12 protein-coding genes are annotated in these 13,236 nt (G+C 39.4%); 3 read left to right on the forward strand and 9 right to left on the reverse strand.

Annotation, left to right across the window (positions count from 1 at the left end):
• Positions 1-2: 2 nt before the first annotated feature.
• The 4 genes from I6N96_RS06315 to I6N96_RS06330 are packed head-to-tail and all read right to left on the reverse strand — an operon-like array spanning position 3 to position 5,493.
• On the reverse strand, positions 3-1,265 hold the full coding sequence (locus I6N96_RS06315; RefSeq protein WP_209556693.1) for a glycosyltransferase family 2 protein: 1,263 nt from the start codon (positions 1,263-1,265) through the stop codon (positions 3-5).
• Positions 1,262-2,836, reverse strand: a complete 1,575-nt coding sequence (locus tag I6N96_RS06320; RefSeq protein ID WP_209556695.1) for a hypothetical protein — start codon at positions 2,834-2,836, stop codon at positions 1,262-1,264. Before I6N96_RS06320 ends, I6N96_RS06315 begins: the two co-directional genes overlap by 4 nt.
• On the reverse strand, positions 2,833-4,302 hold the full coding sequence (gene wsfD / locus I6N96_RS06325; RefSeq protein ID WP_209556696.1) for a glycan biosynthesis hexose transferase WsfD: 1,470 nt from the start codon (positions 4,300-4,302) through the stop codon (positions 2,833-2,835). The genes I6N96_RS06320 and wsfD overlap by 4 nt, the downstream gene beginning before the upstream one ends.
• 21 nt (positions 4,303-4,323) lie before the next feature.
• Positions 4,324-5,493, reverse strand: coding sequence for a hypothetical protein (locus I6N96_RS06330; RefSeq protein ID WP_209556702.1), 1,170 nt, complete (start codon positions 5,491-5,493; stop codon positions 4,324-4,326).
• Positions 5,494-5,743: 250 nt separating this feature from the next.
• Here I6N96_RS06330 and rpsT point away from each other — a divergent pair, with 250 nt between their 5' ends.
• A complete protein-coding gene (gene rpsT, locus I6N96_RS06335) occupies positions 5,744-5,998 on the forward strand; it encodes a 30S ribosomal protein S20 (RefSeq protein WP_202060189.1) in 255 nt (84 codons plus the stop codon).
• 127 nt (positions 5,999-6,125) lie between these two features.
• Here rpsT and holA read toward each other — a convergent pair whose 3' ends face one another.
• The 4 genes from holA to I6N96_RS06355 form a co-directional block, all read right to left on the reverse strand.
• Positions 6,126-7,163, reverse strand: coding sequence for a DNA polymerase III subunit delta (holA, locus tag I6N96_RS06340; RefSeq protein WP_209556704.1), 1,038 nt, complete (start codon positions 7,161-7,163; stop codon positions 6,126-6,128).
• A gap of 50 nt (positions 7,164-7,213) precedes the next feature.
• Complete coding sequence (locus I6N96_RS06345) at positions 7,214-9,541, reverse strand: DNA internalization-related competence protein ComEC/Rec2 (RefSeq protein WP_209556705.1); 2,328 nt, start codon at positions 9,539-9,541, stop codon at positions 7,214-7,216.
• Positions 9,513-10,022: a ComE operon protein 2 gene (locus tag I6N96_RS06350; protein WP_209556707.1), complete on the reverse strand. Its 510-nt coding sequence runs from the start codon at positions 10,020-10,022 to the stop codon at positions 9,513-9,515. The genes I6N96_RS06345 and I6N96_RS06350 overlap by 29 nt, the downstream gene beginning before the upstream one ends.
• 272 nt (positions 10,023-10,294) lie before the next feature.
• On the reverse strand, positions 10,295-10,927 hold the full coding sequence (locus I6N96_RS06355) for a helix-hairpin-helix domain-containing protein (RefSeq protein ID WP_209556709.1): 633 nt from the start codon (positions 10,925-10,927) through the stop codon (positions 10,295-10,297).
• Between the two features lie 92 nt (positions 10,928-11,019).
• Here I6N96_RS06355 and I6N96_RS06360 point away from each other — a divergent pair, with 92 nt between their 5' ends.
• Together I6N96_RS06360 and I6N96_RS06365 are read left to right on the forward strand one after the other, a co-directional pair.
• Positions 11,020-11,559 carry a sigma-70 family RNA polymerase sigma factor gene (locus tag I6N96_RS06360; RefSeq protein WP_209556710.1) on the forward strand — a complete coding sequence of 180 codons (540 nt, stop codon included), beginning with the start codon at positions 11,020-11,022 and terminating at the stop codon, positions 11,557-11,559.
• Entirely contained in the window at positions 11,543-12,319 is a 777-nt protein-coding gene (locus I6N96_RS06365; protein ID WP_209556712.1) for a PH domain-containing protein, read from the forward strand. Before I6N96_RS06360 ends, I6N96_RS06365 begins: the two co-directional genes overlap by 17 nt.
• Positions 12,320-12,491: 172 nt before the next feature.
• Here the strand turns inward: I6N96_RS06365 and I6N96_RS06370 are convergent, their stop codons facing one another.
• Positions 12,492-13,031, reverse strand: a complete 540-nt coding sequence (locus I6N96_RS06370; protein ID WP_209556714.1) for a DUF1697 domain-containing protein — start codon at positions 13,029-13,031, stop codon at positions 12,492-12,494.
• Positions 13,032-13,236 lie beyond the last annotated feature (205 nt).

The raw sequence follows: 13,236 nt of genomic DNA on the forward strand, positions 1-13,236 counted from the left end.
CCTCACTTAAATCTCTCAGTTTTATACCACTTTGTTGCGGTCTGTTTATGGAATACGTTCTCCTTGATGTACATGAACATACCGTATGCAGCAACAACCAGCCACATTTGGCTATAAGTTACATACATCAAGCTGATGACCCCGATATTACGAAGATTCATTTCTCCTTTTTCAGTACTGATGCTTAAAAATGTGCTGAAAATAAACAGGATGACAGCCAATCCCCACAAAGAATTACTAAAGCCCTGCAGATTCGTATGGGCATATCCGGATACTGATAATACTAAAAAGACATCAGATAAAACTAGTGAGGTCATCAGCAAAAAATAAATCGATAAAAAATACAGAATATCAAATCGAATCTTTCTAGCCTTCGGATCAAACAATAGCTTGGCATTTTTTACTATGACATAAATATTCCCTTTGACCCAACGAGTTCTTTGTCTGAACCAAACAGAAAGCGTCTGAGGCTCCTGTTCCCAAGTAACAGCCTTCGGTTGAAATTTGATCTTATAACCCATCATATAGATCCTAAAGCTGATCTCTGTGTCTTCCGCCAGTGCCTTATCATCCCAACCGCCAATTTCTTCGATGATGCTCCTTCGAACGATGAAATTAGTGCCGGGAATCGTACAAAGCTTGAAGAGCTGGAATCGGCCAGCCTGAGCCATCCACTGAAAAGCTAATGTCTCAACATTGATAAATTTCGTCAGTATGTTTGTTTCCTTATTTCTTGTACGAAATTTGCCCACTACTGCGCCGTATTCCTCACTATTGACCAGCTCAGCAACTAAATAACGTAATGCATTAGGTTCGGGAGTATTATCTGCATCATAAATTGCAATGACCTCTCCTTTTGCCTGCTTGAAGCCTATATTTAATGCATTCGATTTGCCTTTACCACCAGTGATATTGTCTGTATTGATCACATGAAGGTTTCGATCAGGATATTCCTTACCTAAATTGTTTAACAGCTCTGCACTATTGTCGCTGGAATTATCATTGATCACGATGATTTCATACTTATCACGAGGAAAATTAAAATTCAGCAACGCTTCCACCGTTTTTACAATAACGATTCCTTCGTTATGAGCAGGCACCATGATCGTAACAAAAGGCACCTCCTCTTCATTCAGCTCAGGCGGATCTTTAGGATCTGTCCGCAGGTAGTAGATATATCCGGCAATAACCAAAATCATGTTAACAATCAACAATGACCAAATAATCAATGTTGCAGCAAGCATAATGATATCCGTAATTGTCATTTTTTATCCCCTCCCTGATTAAAAAATTTTGATTTATAATTGCGATTCCCTTGAATAAACAGAAAAACAAGAACAACTAAAACAATTCCTATGAACCAGATGAGTCCTGAGTTGACCCTTCGAAAGAAATTTGCAAACAAACCTTTAAATCCCTCTTTCGGCAACTCCGGCTGTTCATCTGCTACAAATTGGCTGACTGTCTGTCCATTTAAAACAAGGCGACCGTCAATATATTCAATGTTCTGCGTTTGTGTCTGCACTTGAAAATGATAGTTGGCATCATAGTTCTGACCAAAGTCAAACACGCTATTTTCAATTTGTGCCAACGCAACTGCTTCAGCACTTTCATCAACAGGAAAGTCTATTGCTAAGCTGACAGGAAAAGGAAAGGCATATTCTGTATAATTACTGTTTCGAGCCCATTCGATATTTTCCAGACTTTTTAGCGGTAAAGAATAGAATGCAGTCTCATAAACCGCAGACCGATTATCCTGTGCACGATAATGGATATTATCCGTTGACGGATTTGCTTCCAGAATAATTGTTTTTCCATAACTCAGTGCATCTGCTCGATACTGCGTATCCTGATTCCAATATCCCGGTGCGCTGATGCCGATTGGATAAAGACTACCTGATACAAGTAAACTGATCTGCTCCTCCATGATTCCTCGTAGTGCATGCCCATCATTTAAATCCGCACCGTTTGCTGCGGGAACTTCTAAAAAGAACAATCCGGATTTCTGTGCATTCGCCAATATACCGGTAAATACTTGATACGTAAGTAAATCATTGTTTTGCTGTGTACTAGTTGAACTCAGCGCATAATACAAAGCCATTTGATTGATCTTATCTATAAACGCATCAGCAACCTTCATATCGTTCAAGGGAGTGAACCCTTTGAATGTCAGCATCGGTTTATACGATTCATTTTCTCCAAGCCATTGTTGAATCAGCTCAGCTGCTTGGAGGAAGACTGCCCCCTCCGTATCATACATGGGAAGAAATGCTGCCTCTTCCTGTATCACTCCAAATGGATAGCTTTTCTCTTCAATCTCCTGGGCGTGCAGGGTGCCAAAAATCGTACCGACATCAGTAGCCAGTATCAGGCTTTGATCCTGATAATCCAGCTGCTGTTGGTACTGATTTTTTTGATGATGCAGACTGTATTGCCGGTGACTCAGTTGTTTGAAATCGCCGCTGAAGCTCTCTTCTTCATCAGCGGCAACATCCATGCCAATGTGGAGTTTCTTGCCAGTAAACACTGCACGATCTTGGATGAATTCCTCAGATCGGATTCCTTTTTCCGACCAGTTTACAAAGGAAATAACCCCTGTATAGATATCCTCGCGTAGTGTGCCTTTCAGATAGTCCTCATCTTGAACCGTATCCACACGCACACCTAGACTAGTCAATAAACGCTGCAGTGAGTCTACCTTCTCCTCACCAGAATCAGCAAAATTCAAACTATCGTATACAAGGAGGACCCGATCAGTGTCTGCCGCCTCGGCCTTTGCTGAAAACAAGACAGTACCTGCAAGGAAACTTAGGAAGACTAGAAATAATTTTCTCATTCAACAGACCTCCTTTCATCAGACCAAAAACGACCGCCCAGCATATCTGTGATGAAAATCAAAAGAATCAAGTCAAAATAAACAGATGTCAAGAACAAATGTCGTGTAAAATCTGCATCGCCTGTGTAAATCACAGCAACAATGAACGTCATGAAAAAATTAACGAATAGACCGAGTATGATAAAGAAGCGGAAACATAGCCAACGTTCCTTCTTTCTAAGTCCTTGATAAAAACCGATCCCGTAAACAAATAAAATCACAGCTGCCAGAAGTAAGAAAAAACCAAAGTTCTTTGGAAAAGCTGCTGCTTTGATTTGACTGAACAATGCAAAAAAATGCGTTTTTTGCCCAGCCTCCCTACTATCCTTCTCTAAATAATTCCCCAACTCATTAGGCTTCACTAGATACATGTCCTGTACTCCTAATGTTAGGAGCTTCGATAGTTCCTGCGGATTAAGCAAATAGGAAGCTGTGATCCACAAATAATTGGTTTGGTTGATCAGATCTGCTTTAAGGGTTTCCGAGCTCAGAGGTACAGGTGAGAATTCATCATAATAGCTGGTACCTCTAAGCAAACTATACTGAGGGTTCACATCCCCTTCGGCGAGTATTTCTTCCGGGGAGTCAGCGTTTAGATTCAGCCCTCTATTCACACTATGATAAACATCGCGGTCATAGGTAATATCCGGCGTCAGTGCGTATAGTGTTACAAACATCCCAGTTAAACCTAGAACTGTCGCGATCAACGTGAGCTGCTGCGTACGATTCGACAAATATGTCAACAAGCCTGCTGCTGCAATCACAACACCGATTATCAAAAATAGAAACTGCCGATATGCTCCAATAAAGACAAGAACAGAAACAAGCATGCAGATCGAAAAGCCATACACACTTGTCTTCACTCTGAAAAAGTAGAAAAGAACAGCAGCAAAATACAGCAGCCCAATATATGCAGCCGCTTCAGGATAAAACGAATTAAAATAGATGATGTACATCCCATCGCCAAACATGAATCCGAGAATCACAGCAGAAATGTATCCTCGACTTTTCTTCATCCCAAATGTCAGTGCACGTGTCAGTAAATAAATTGCCGGTAATAAAGCTGCCAGATAAACCAATCCTAAAAAGCGAAGATCAAACAGACTGCTGCTGAAAAATAGTTTGTTCAGCCAAATCGCAACTGTGATGAACAGCTGACCTGTAGATAAAAAACCAGTAGTTGTCTCATTATAGAATTGTCGGATACCATAGATATTTTGAAAATAGCTATTGTACTGATAGTTATCTGGATTTTGAATATATAAATCATTTGAATTAAGAATCATGAAATAATCACCATTATCTGCCAGTCCGTTGATTGGCGGAACAAACAACAGTAAAATTGCTGGTATCCCAACAATCAATACAGCCAGCCAAGCCGGCGATATATAGCGACTCAACGAGTTCACAAAATTTCTGACCTTCATTGTTGCCCCCTCATTTCCCCATTAAAACCCATAGGCTAAAAGTGCCATTAAATTATTAAACGAGTACACTTCCTTTGTAAGCGGATCGCCAATGCCCCCATAAAGAACATTTGTAGCATCCATTGTCTGAAAATTTTCCAAAACTGATAGGGCTTGTGTATACAGCTCATCATCATTGGTAAAATACCCAATCAGTGCTGCTATTGCGTAGCTGGCCGCTGATTGATTTTTATCCACTGGATTGCCATTCAAATCGTAAGCATTGAATAGTGTTCCTTTTGCAACGTGCTCTTTCACAAATTCCAAACTGTTTGGATCTGCTTCTCCGATTTCTGCCAAATAGCGGATCGTTAATAAGGATTCAATGATATTTATATTGTCTCCATCCAAATATTTCTCTGATTTATAGCTGTATCTCTGGTGATATAACGGAAATTCATCAGAAATATAGCCGTTTTTAGCGATATTCACTTGGTATTGCAGGTATTTCGCATCAATATCATGCAGCTGATACAGATAACTCAGCGTTCTGTAATCCAAATAGAAGAGAGAAATTTCCTGAGATTTCTCATCATTTTTCACATCGTAAAAATCAATCAATAATCCATCATTTGTGGAATGTTGAATAAATTTTTCAGTAAAATCCTGAATGTCCTCATCATAGTCAGTGGTATCAAAATTAGCCTTTGCTATAATCAACGCCCGAAAAATACGCAGATCATCCAAGCTGGCATTAACATCATATTTGACACCCTTATCCGTTACCCGGTAGCTGAATTGCGTACCATCATAGAAAGTATCCACTGTTCTTTTATAAAAGACATCAAACCGCCCTTTTGTATCTTTAGCTGCAAGATCCAGAAGATACAGGCCGGCCGATTCACTTAATAAATCATGACCTGTGGCAACATTTTGCTGTTCTTCATTAGGCAGATAATTTGTGATGATATTGCCGTCCTTCATCAGTTTCTGCTGAATAAATGTTTTCAGCAGTGATCTGCGATTTTGAATTTCTTCATTGGATCGCCCAAAGGTCAATAGAAAATCCTCCGGTTTACTGGTCATCATATTTTTCACACCCTCATCGATTGACGGGACCTCTATTGTTGTTTTTTGGTTGCTGTGCCAAAAAAAGAAGCCTCCTGCCCCTACTAACACAACAATAATAAGAAGCATTATACGCTTTTTCATAATTCCTCATACCTTCACAATATTTTTCTTCATTCTACAATCTTGTGTTCTTTTTTACCAATGAAAGCCCCTGACATACCACGTAAAACAAAGTGCAGAGAGCACATCTCCGAAAAATAATTTAACTGTTAAGGAAAAAATCTTGTCATCTTTTATTGCAATGACCGAAGGGATTCGGTATAATGATTACTGTTGAATTACATTTTGGATACCCAATATGTAAGACCTTATTTTATCGGAGGTGAAAGAAATGCCAAATATTGAATCTGCAATCAAACGTGTACGTACTTCTGCAAACGCGAATGCTAAAAATTCATCTCAAACAAACGCTATGCGTACAGCTATCAAGAAATTTGAAGAAGCTGTAGCTGCTGGAGCTGACAATGTAGATGCACTTTATAAAGACGCTGTAAAAGCTGTTGATATGGCTGAAACTAAAGGTTTAATCCATAAAAACAAAGCGAACCGCGATAAATCTCGCTTAAGCAAACAATTAGCTAAATAATTGACCTTTTAGAAGCTGACAGCTGTCAGCTTCTTTTTTGTACAAAAAAACGGATGTGGTGATCAGTCGATCACACATCCGTTTACTATTTCCTTCTACTGATTGTATCTTCCATGCTCATCTCTTGTCAGCTTGGCTGCTTTGTCTGCCCTGATATTTTGAGAATGAACAACTCAAACAGCAGCTCTTTATCCATTTTCCCAGTTTTTACGATAAAATCATTTTCTACAAGCTCATCAAAAATTTTCTCTAATCGCGCCAGTTCAAACCGTTTGCTTTGCTGCAGTCCAAGTTTGATCCGATAAGGATGGACCTTTAACGCTTCAGCTATATTTGCCTGCTGATACCCAAGCTGGCTTAGAATCTTGATTTGCAGCAAAAGGCGTATTTGACTTAGTAAAATTGCTGAAAGCTTGATTGTTTCTTCTCCCTGCAGTAATAAGTCCTCATACGTCTGTAATGCTTTCCCGCTATTTCCTGAAAGGATTTCTGAGCTCAAATCAAACACATTGTGCTCCAAAGACTTTGGAACCAGCGCTTCAACAGTAGATAGAAGGATTCTTTTTTCATCAGAAGAAAACAAATAGAGCTTCTGCAGTTCCCCCATGATTTTAGTTAGTTGAAAATCTGACAAATGCAATAACAGGTCAAATGCCTTAGGTTCTATTTCGTATCCTTCACTTTGGATTGATTGCTGAACATAGCTTCTTAATGCCTTATCGTCCATAGGAGAAACGTCCACAACAGCTGCTGTTTTCTTTAAGAGCTTCGTTACTTTTTTTCTTTCATCAAGCTTTTCCACACTTGCATGAAAAACTAATATAGTCGATTCTGATGGCTGCTCTAAGTAATCTGTCAGCTCCTTGATATCATGCTCAATTCCATTATTTTTTTTCTCACTAGTTAGAAAATAAGGATTCTCAACAAAGACCAAACGATGGTCACCAAAAAAGGGCAGCGTTTCTGCCTCTGCCAAAGCAACAGAGAGAGAGACCTCTTCCATATCGTATGAAGTCACATTAAACTCATCGTCTCCCGATTCAAAAAGCTGAGACAGCAGTTCTGTCTTAAACAGCTCGCTTAAATATATCTCGGTTCCTAAAACCAGATATATCGGAGCGATTTTCTTTTCTCTGATTTCTTTCAATACTGTCTGCAAACTCAATTTGATCCCTCTTTTCTCCTATTCATCCTACCATTACTACCAGACAAAATCTAGTCAGAATCTAAAATAGTCTTCACATCAGAAATAGGCAGAAACGGCGACCACTCGTAGTAGATCATCCCTTCCTGATCCGTCCTGAAAATCTCCACATCATTCTCTTCTAATGTCTGTATGGTATCTTCGTGGGGATGGCCAAATCGGTTATTCCTGCCACAGGAAATGATGGCTTGAGTCGGTTCTACTGTCTCAATGAACGTTTTGCTGCTTGATGTCCTGCTACCATGATGGCCAACCTTTAGAATGTCAACAGGCAGCTTCGGATACTTTCTTACCAGCTCAGCTTCTCCTTCAGCCTCTAGGTCTCCTGTGAATAAAAAATGTGCAGCTGCTATCTCTGTATGAAGCACCAATGAATCGTTATTCTCCCCTTTTCCGGCAGTTGAAGGTGCCAAAACATTCAATTGAAAAAAGCTATCGATTTTCTGCCCTGCAAGTAACCGATAAAAGCTGGTCCCTTTTTCAGACAGTTGTTGAATCACTGCCCTAAACTGTGAATCCAGTTCTGCTCCTTCCGGAAAATAAACAGCCGTAATAAATATTTTCTCACTGATCGACAGCAAATCGCCCATATGATCTGTATCAGAATGAGTGATAAACACCTTATCAAGCTTTTTTATCCCTCTACTTTTCAAAAAAGGAATGACTGTGTATTCCGCATTGCTTTTTTGATTCTGGCGTACTTTCCACTCTTCTTTTGAAAACATGAGTTTTCCACCAGTATCTATTAGTATTGCCTCTTGGTGGAAAGGTGCTTGAATCAATATGCTGTCCCCCTGTCCTACATCTATGTAGGCGACGATTCCCAACTGCAGAACATATTTTTGACCCGCAAAAAGCAGCAGAAAACCTAACAATAGAACTGAGCGCTTCCAATTCACAGCCAAGTCGTTTACAATCAGAAAAATCAATAACAGCTCTGCCAAAAAAAGCCAAACTGGAATCTGACCAGTTACGACAGAAAAATGATTCACTTCTCCTAAGAAATGAAAACAAGATGTCAGATAGCGTAAGGCATATTCAAAGAGAGGTTCAATAGGAGATGTATAAATTAAAAAGGAAGATATAAAGATGATTGTCAGTGCAGGCAACAGTATTTTTTCAAAAAAAGGGACCAGTAAGAATGTCAAAAAAATCCCTATCGGTTGCCATTCATGGGTAGTAACAGCTACCAGCGGTAATGTAAGCAATGACAATACCGCAGAAAAGCAGAAGGTTTGTACGATTGGTTGATGGATGCGATTTAAAGGAGGACGGATAAACATGATAAAGAAGGAAAGAAAGTAGCTATACTGCCCAGCTAAAGAAAATAGCGTATAGGGATCGAGGACTATTGCAAAGAAGATGGTCAAGCTCCATACATCTAAAGGAGACCATGTCAGCTGAAATTTCCGGCCAACAGCAGATAGGTTGTTTTGGAGCAATGCACGGAGAACACTGATTGAAAAACCAGTCAATCCGGCAAATGCAAAAGAAATCAAGAGCTGCAGCCAGAAATACTGTTCCAAGCTCACACCCAGCCTCAATGCTGTAAAACGAAACAACTGCAAAAAGAACAGGACATGCATACCAGATAAGCTGAATAAATGAAGAATGCCCAGGTGATTGAAGGTATCTGTCAGCTCAGCATCATTACTGCGTTCTCCGAACAATAAAATTTGACTATATGTGACAGTAGTATCAGAAAATCGCTGCTCACAATACAGAAGCAATCGCTTCCTAATCAATGTGAGCTGAGCAGGAATATCATATAATGGACTATTCTCAGGTTTCAGCTTATGAATTTTTTCGATTGTCAGGATTTGGTTGATACGCTTGATACTAAGCGTTTCTCGATAATCAAAGCCATTTAGATTCGTCCTTGGCAAAGGTCGATCTAGCGTTCCCGATATAACCGCCATAAGTGTGCTGTCACGATGCTTCCACTCCTGCTGTTCCTGTTCTGTGGAAAGCTGATAAAACGCTCGTACACGCTGCTTCAGCCCGTTAGAGTGAACAGTCCCTTCCAGCTGTAAAACATCACCATTTACATGAATCTTATCTGCCTGTATTTGTAACTTGGCTTCACTGATCGGTCCTGAAGATTCAACCTCCTGTTCTTCTCTTAAATAGAGAGTTAATAAAAATGGCAACAGAAAAAAACTGAACAGAAAACCGGAAGTGATAACTCTTCGATTTCCTGTTCGAAGAAGCCGGATCAGAGTAAAGAGACAGAAGATCACGGTAATACTGTTCATGTGTAAGATCAGACAATTAACAGCTACGGCAAAAGCTGTAGGAAAAATCCAAACGTTACTCAGTTCCAGAAGGTGGGTTCTCAAGGGTATTTGTTTCCTCTTCTCCTAATTGAAGCTCAGCAAAATATTTTTTCGATAGTGTTACTTTGTCAGCAGTTGCACCGGCCTTGGCAATCAATTCGACTGCATAAGGGTCGTTTCTATAATCCTTCAGATAATGGATCTTCTTGATTCCGGCCTGCAGAACCATCTTCGTACATTGCAAGCACGGAAAATGAGTCACGTAAATCTCTGCACCTTCAGTTGGAATACCGAACTTTGCACATTGAAGAACTGCGTTCATTTCTGCATGGATCGTTCTAACGCAATGTCCATCCACAACATAACAATCTTCATCAATACAATGTACATCTCCGCTGACAGAGCCGTTATAGCCGCCAGCGATGATTCGCTTATCACGGACAATCGTCGCTCCTACCTCTAGTCTCGTGCAGGTACTTCTTAATGCCAACAGCACACTTTGCGCCATAAAATACTGGTCCCATGGGATACGTTCTAAAGTCATGTCTATTCTCCTCTTCCCTATCAGATAGCTTTAACGCTTCTTTGTCTGATGATTTCATGTTCCTTTTCACAAAAAAATGAAGGAACTGCTTTGGTAATTTTTGGGCTTTGTATCCATACTTCAATCGGTTTTAAACATGGTTATATGATACAAAATTAATTAAATTTCTCACGATTCAAAAAGATATATATCATGGTTTGCTGAAACCCAAGATATACAAATAGTACGTGAATTCAAAATTGCCGTCAATAGTATTTGAAAAATAATTCCTTTTAGGAGACATAAACTGAATCTCTGATCTTTTCAACCGTCTTCTCTCCGAAGCCTGAAATATTCGTTAATTCTTCAACAGATGTAAATCCGCCGCTTTCTTCTCTATAGCTGATGATTTCCTGTGCCTTTTTTTGTCCAATTCCCGATAGTGTCATTAGCTCCTGTTCTGTCGCAGTATTCAAATTGATTTTCCCCGTTTTCTCTGGGTCTTTTTCTTCTTGCCCAGCTGTCAAATCTGGAACAGAAAACACGCCTTCCTCTCCTATTGTCGGTACATAAATGACCATCTGATCTTGAACTTTTTGTGATAGATTGATCTGTTTTTCGTCTGCTTGATCGGTCATCCCTCCAGCCAGCACTAACACATCCCAGACTCGCATGTCTGAATCGATGGTGTAAATTCCCGGAGAATGGATTGCCCCCTTCACATCGACATACATCACTGTTTTCGGCGTCTCACTTGAATCAGATATTTCCACTGTATCTGGTTCAGAAGAAGCATTGAGCCATTCTTCAGGTTCTTTCTCTCTCTTATTAGTATTGAAGAGCAACAAGCCAGCTAGCAATAGCACCAATAAACTGCTCCCGACAGCTATGAACAAAGTGCGATAATTTTCAAATTTTTCCCTCATGCCTTCCCTCCTAAAAAATAATACGCATTTTTTTAGAAAATGGATAAAAATTTCTGATTGCCAACGTATAATATTATGAAAGGGGGATCGGAATGGATGATGAGATTGTAGAGCTATTGAAAAAGCAAGATTTCAAAGGACTAGAGCTGCTAATTGAGCTGCTGGGTAACGACATCATAAAAACCATTTGCGCTGTTCTGAATCGCCCTGAAGAATACAGCCACCATAAAGATGCTGAAAACGAAGTTTTTTATAAACTATGGAAAGGGATCTCACAATTTAATGAAGAAAAAAGCAGCTTAAAAACCTGGGTTTTGACCATTACGAGAAACACATGTATTGATAAGAAAAGAACTATTCTTCGGACAGGGACTATTCCCTTAGATAACATTAAGGAGCATCCAGCCTATGACCGCTATTTAGAAAAAGAAGAGTTTTTAGAATTGATTCACTCCCTTAAGTCAGAAGATCAATGGATATTTTTAAGCTATTACTTTTATCAGGAAACACCGCAGCAAATTGCAGAAACGTTAAATATCGAAGCAACGCAAGTCTATAATCGTTTATCAAGAGGCAGAAAAAAGCTGAAAACAGTGTTCGAACAGGAGGGCTATCATGGGAAACACCTTTAGAAAAACCGTCAGAAATATGAATCAGAAGTATCAAAGACAGCCAAATGAAGCGACTCTTTCATCAAATCAGAAAAAAAGATTATTTAAGCAAACTAAAATGTATATTCTCGTACAGGAAATCCTTGAGTCTCTGGAAGAACATCATTTGAAGCACAATGAAACGATTCGCTCTTTTCTACCATTGACCAATGACGGAGCCAATATTTCTTTCATGACTAGTGGAATAATGGGGCTTTATCATCCTAAGAGTAAAAAAGCAAAAAAATATGTCAATGACTTTCATGATTTGAGAGGCAACCGACTTTTTATTTTTACCAGCCAGCGAATTATTTTTATGACCATTATTGAATATCTTGATCAAGAACTGTTTTACACCTATCCTTACGACAAAATAGAAACAATTACCTTAAAAAAGAATACATTGGGGTATTTTGACTGGGAAAAAGGCTTTCCTCCTGCTCGAAAAAAGATGTATACGTACTTTTTTGATTTTGAATGTGACAATGCGATTTTTTCAGAGCTGTTCAGTGAAATGGATGGAAAAATCGTTTTGGAGCAAGTAAATAAAATTGAAGAAATGAAACATATTGCTGTCTCAGAGGAGGTATATCGCCAACGGGCATTTGATGCGCTTTTGAACAATCCTTTATTTGGTTATCGAGTCACTAAATTCATCTCCTATGGGTTGATTTTACTCTTTCTAACATTTCTTATAGGCCTTTTCTTCGGCATGGGGCCATTTGCAGTTTATCTAAGATGATGCTAGAAGCGGGCTCACAACTGAAAACGATCCTCTCTAGGGTTCGATGCCATATGTATAAATCTATTCAACATATCCAGCTACATAAACAGCCTCTACAAGTGCGATGATATTCGCAGGACTTGTAGAGGCTCTATTTTCCAACAGGTTTATCCCTTTGGTTCGTAAGAAATCAGTGGGTCAGCATTAATAATTTATTTACAGTATTTGCATTCCTGATGGTCACATTATTATTTACTGATGAGCTGGCAATCTTAGACCATCTTGATTTGTTGAAAGTTTCTCTAGGAGCCGACCAAAAAATCACATTTTCATGATAAGCAATTTGCTCATATTCCGGTTTCACCTCTCCAACCGCAGCAAATACCTCTGCCACACTCATAGGAGAAATAACAAAAATTGCATAGTGTATCGCATCCTTGTCTATGTTCCACCAGTCTGGTGCATGCTGCAAGGTCGTCGATAAATCTGCGGCAGAAACAATTGCAACCGGTATATTCAACATAAACTTCTCTACTATTATCGCTTCACATTGCTTTATCAGCTCAACTCTATCCTTTGAATCACTGGAAAAAACCACGTTTCCACTGTTTATATAGGTCACTACATCTAAAAAGCCGATCTCCTCAAAAGCAGTTCTCAATTCCGGCATAGATATCTTATTTTTCCCACCCACATTGATTCCACGTAAAAGTGCAATATACGTTTCCAATAGACAACCTTCTTTCCGTTACTATACTTATTATATGATACAACTATTCTATCATACGTCGGCGGCGATGATAAAGCCTCCCTACAGTCTGAGGCAACAAAAAGAGGCTGAGACAGAAGTGTTTAGCTACAAGCAATAAGCCGGAATTCACGAAAATTGTTTCACAAATTTTTGTTGAATTCCGGCTTATTGTCGTAGGAGCTAC

The organism is Enterococcus larvae, from assembly GCF_017830045.1.
Taxonomy (GTDB): Bacteria; Bacillota; Bacilli; order Lactobacillales; family Enterococcaceae; genus Enterococcus_L; species Enterococcus_L larvae.

Coding starts and splice junctions, on each gene's coding strand:
- I6N96_RS06315 (WP_209556693.1), bottom strand. CDS start 1,265: ATGACAATTACGGATATCATTATGCTTGCTGCAACATTGATTATTTGG.
- I6N96_RS06320 (WP_209556695.1), bottom strand. CDS start 2,836: ATGAGAAAATTATTTCTAGTCTTCCTAAGTTTCCTTGCAGGTACTGTC.
- wsfD (WP_209556696.1), bottom strand. CDS start 4,302: ATGAAGGTCAGAAATTTTGTGAACTCGTTGAGTCGCTATATATCGCCG.
- I6N96_RS06330 (WP_209556702.1), bottom strand. CDS start 5,493: ATGAAAAAGCGTATAATGCTTCTTATTATTGTTGTGTTAGTAGGGGCA.
- rpsT (WP_202060189.1), top strand. CDS start 5,744: ATGCCAAATATTGAATCTGCAATCAAACGTGTACGTACTTCTGCAAAC.
- I6N96_RS06350 (WP_209556707.1), bottom strand. CDS start 10,022: ATGACTTTAGAACGTATCCCATGGGACCAGTATTTTATGGCGCAAAGT.
- I6N96_RS06355 (WP_209556709.1), bottom strand. CDS start 10,927: ATGAGGGAAAAATTTGAAAATTATCGCACTTTGTTCATAGCTGTCGGG.
- I6N96_RS06360 (WP_209556710.1), top strand. CDS start 11,020: ATGGATGATGAGATTGTAGAGCTATTGAAAAAGCAAGATTTCAAAGGA.
- I6N96_RS06365 (WP_209556712.1), top strand. CDS start 11,543: ATGGGAAACACCTTTAGAAAAACCGTCAGAAATATGAATCAGAAGTAT.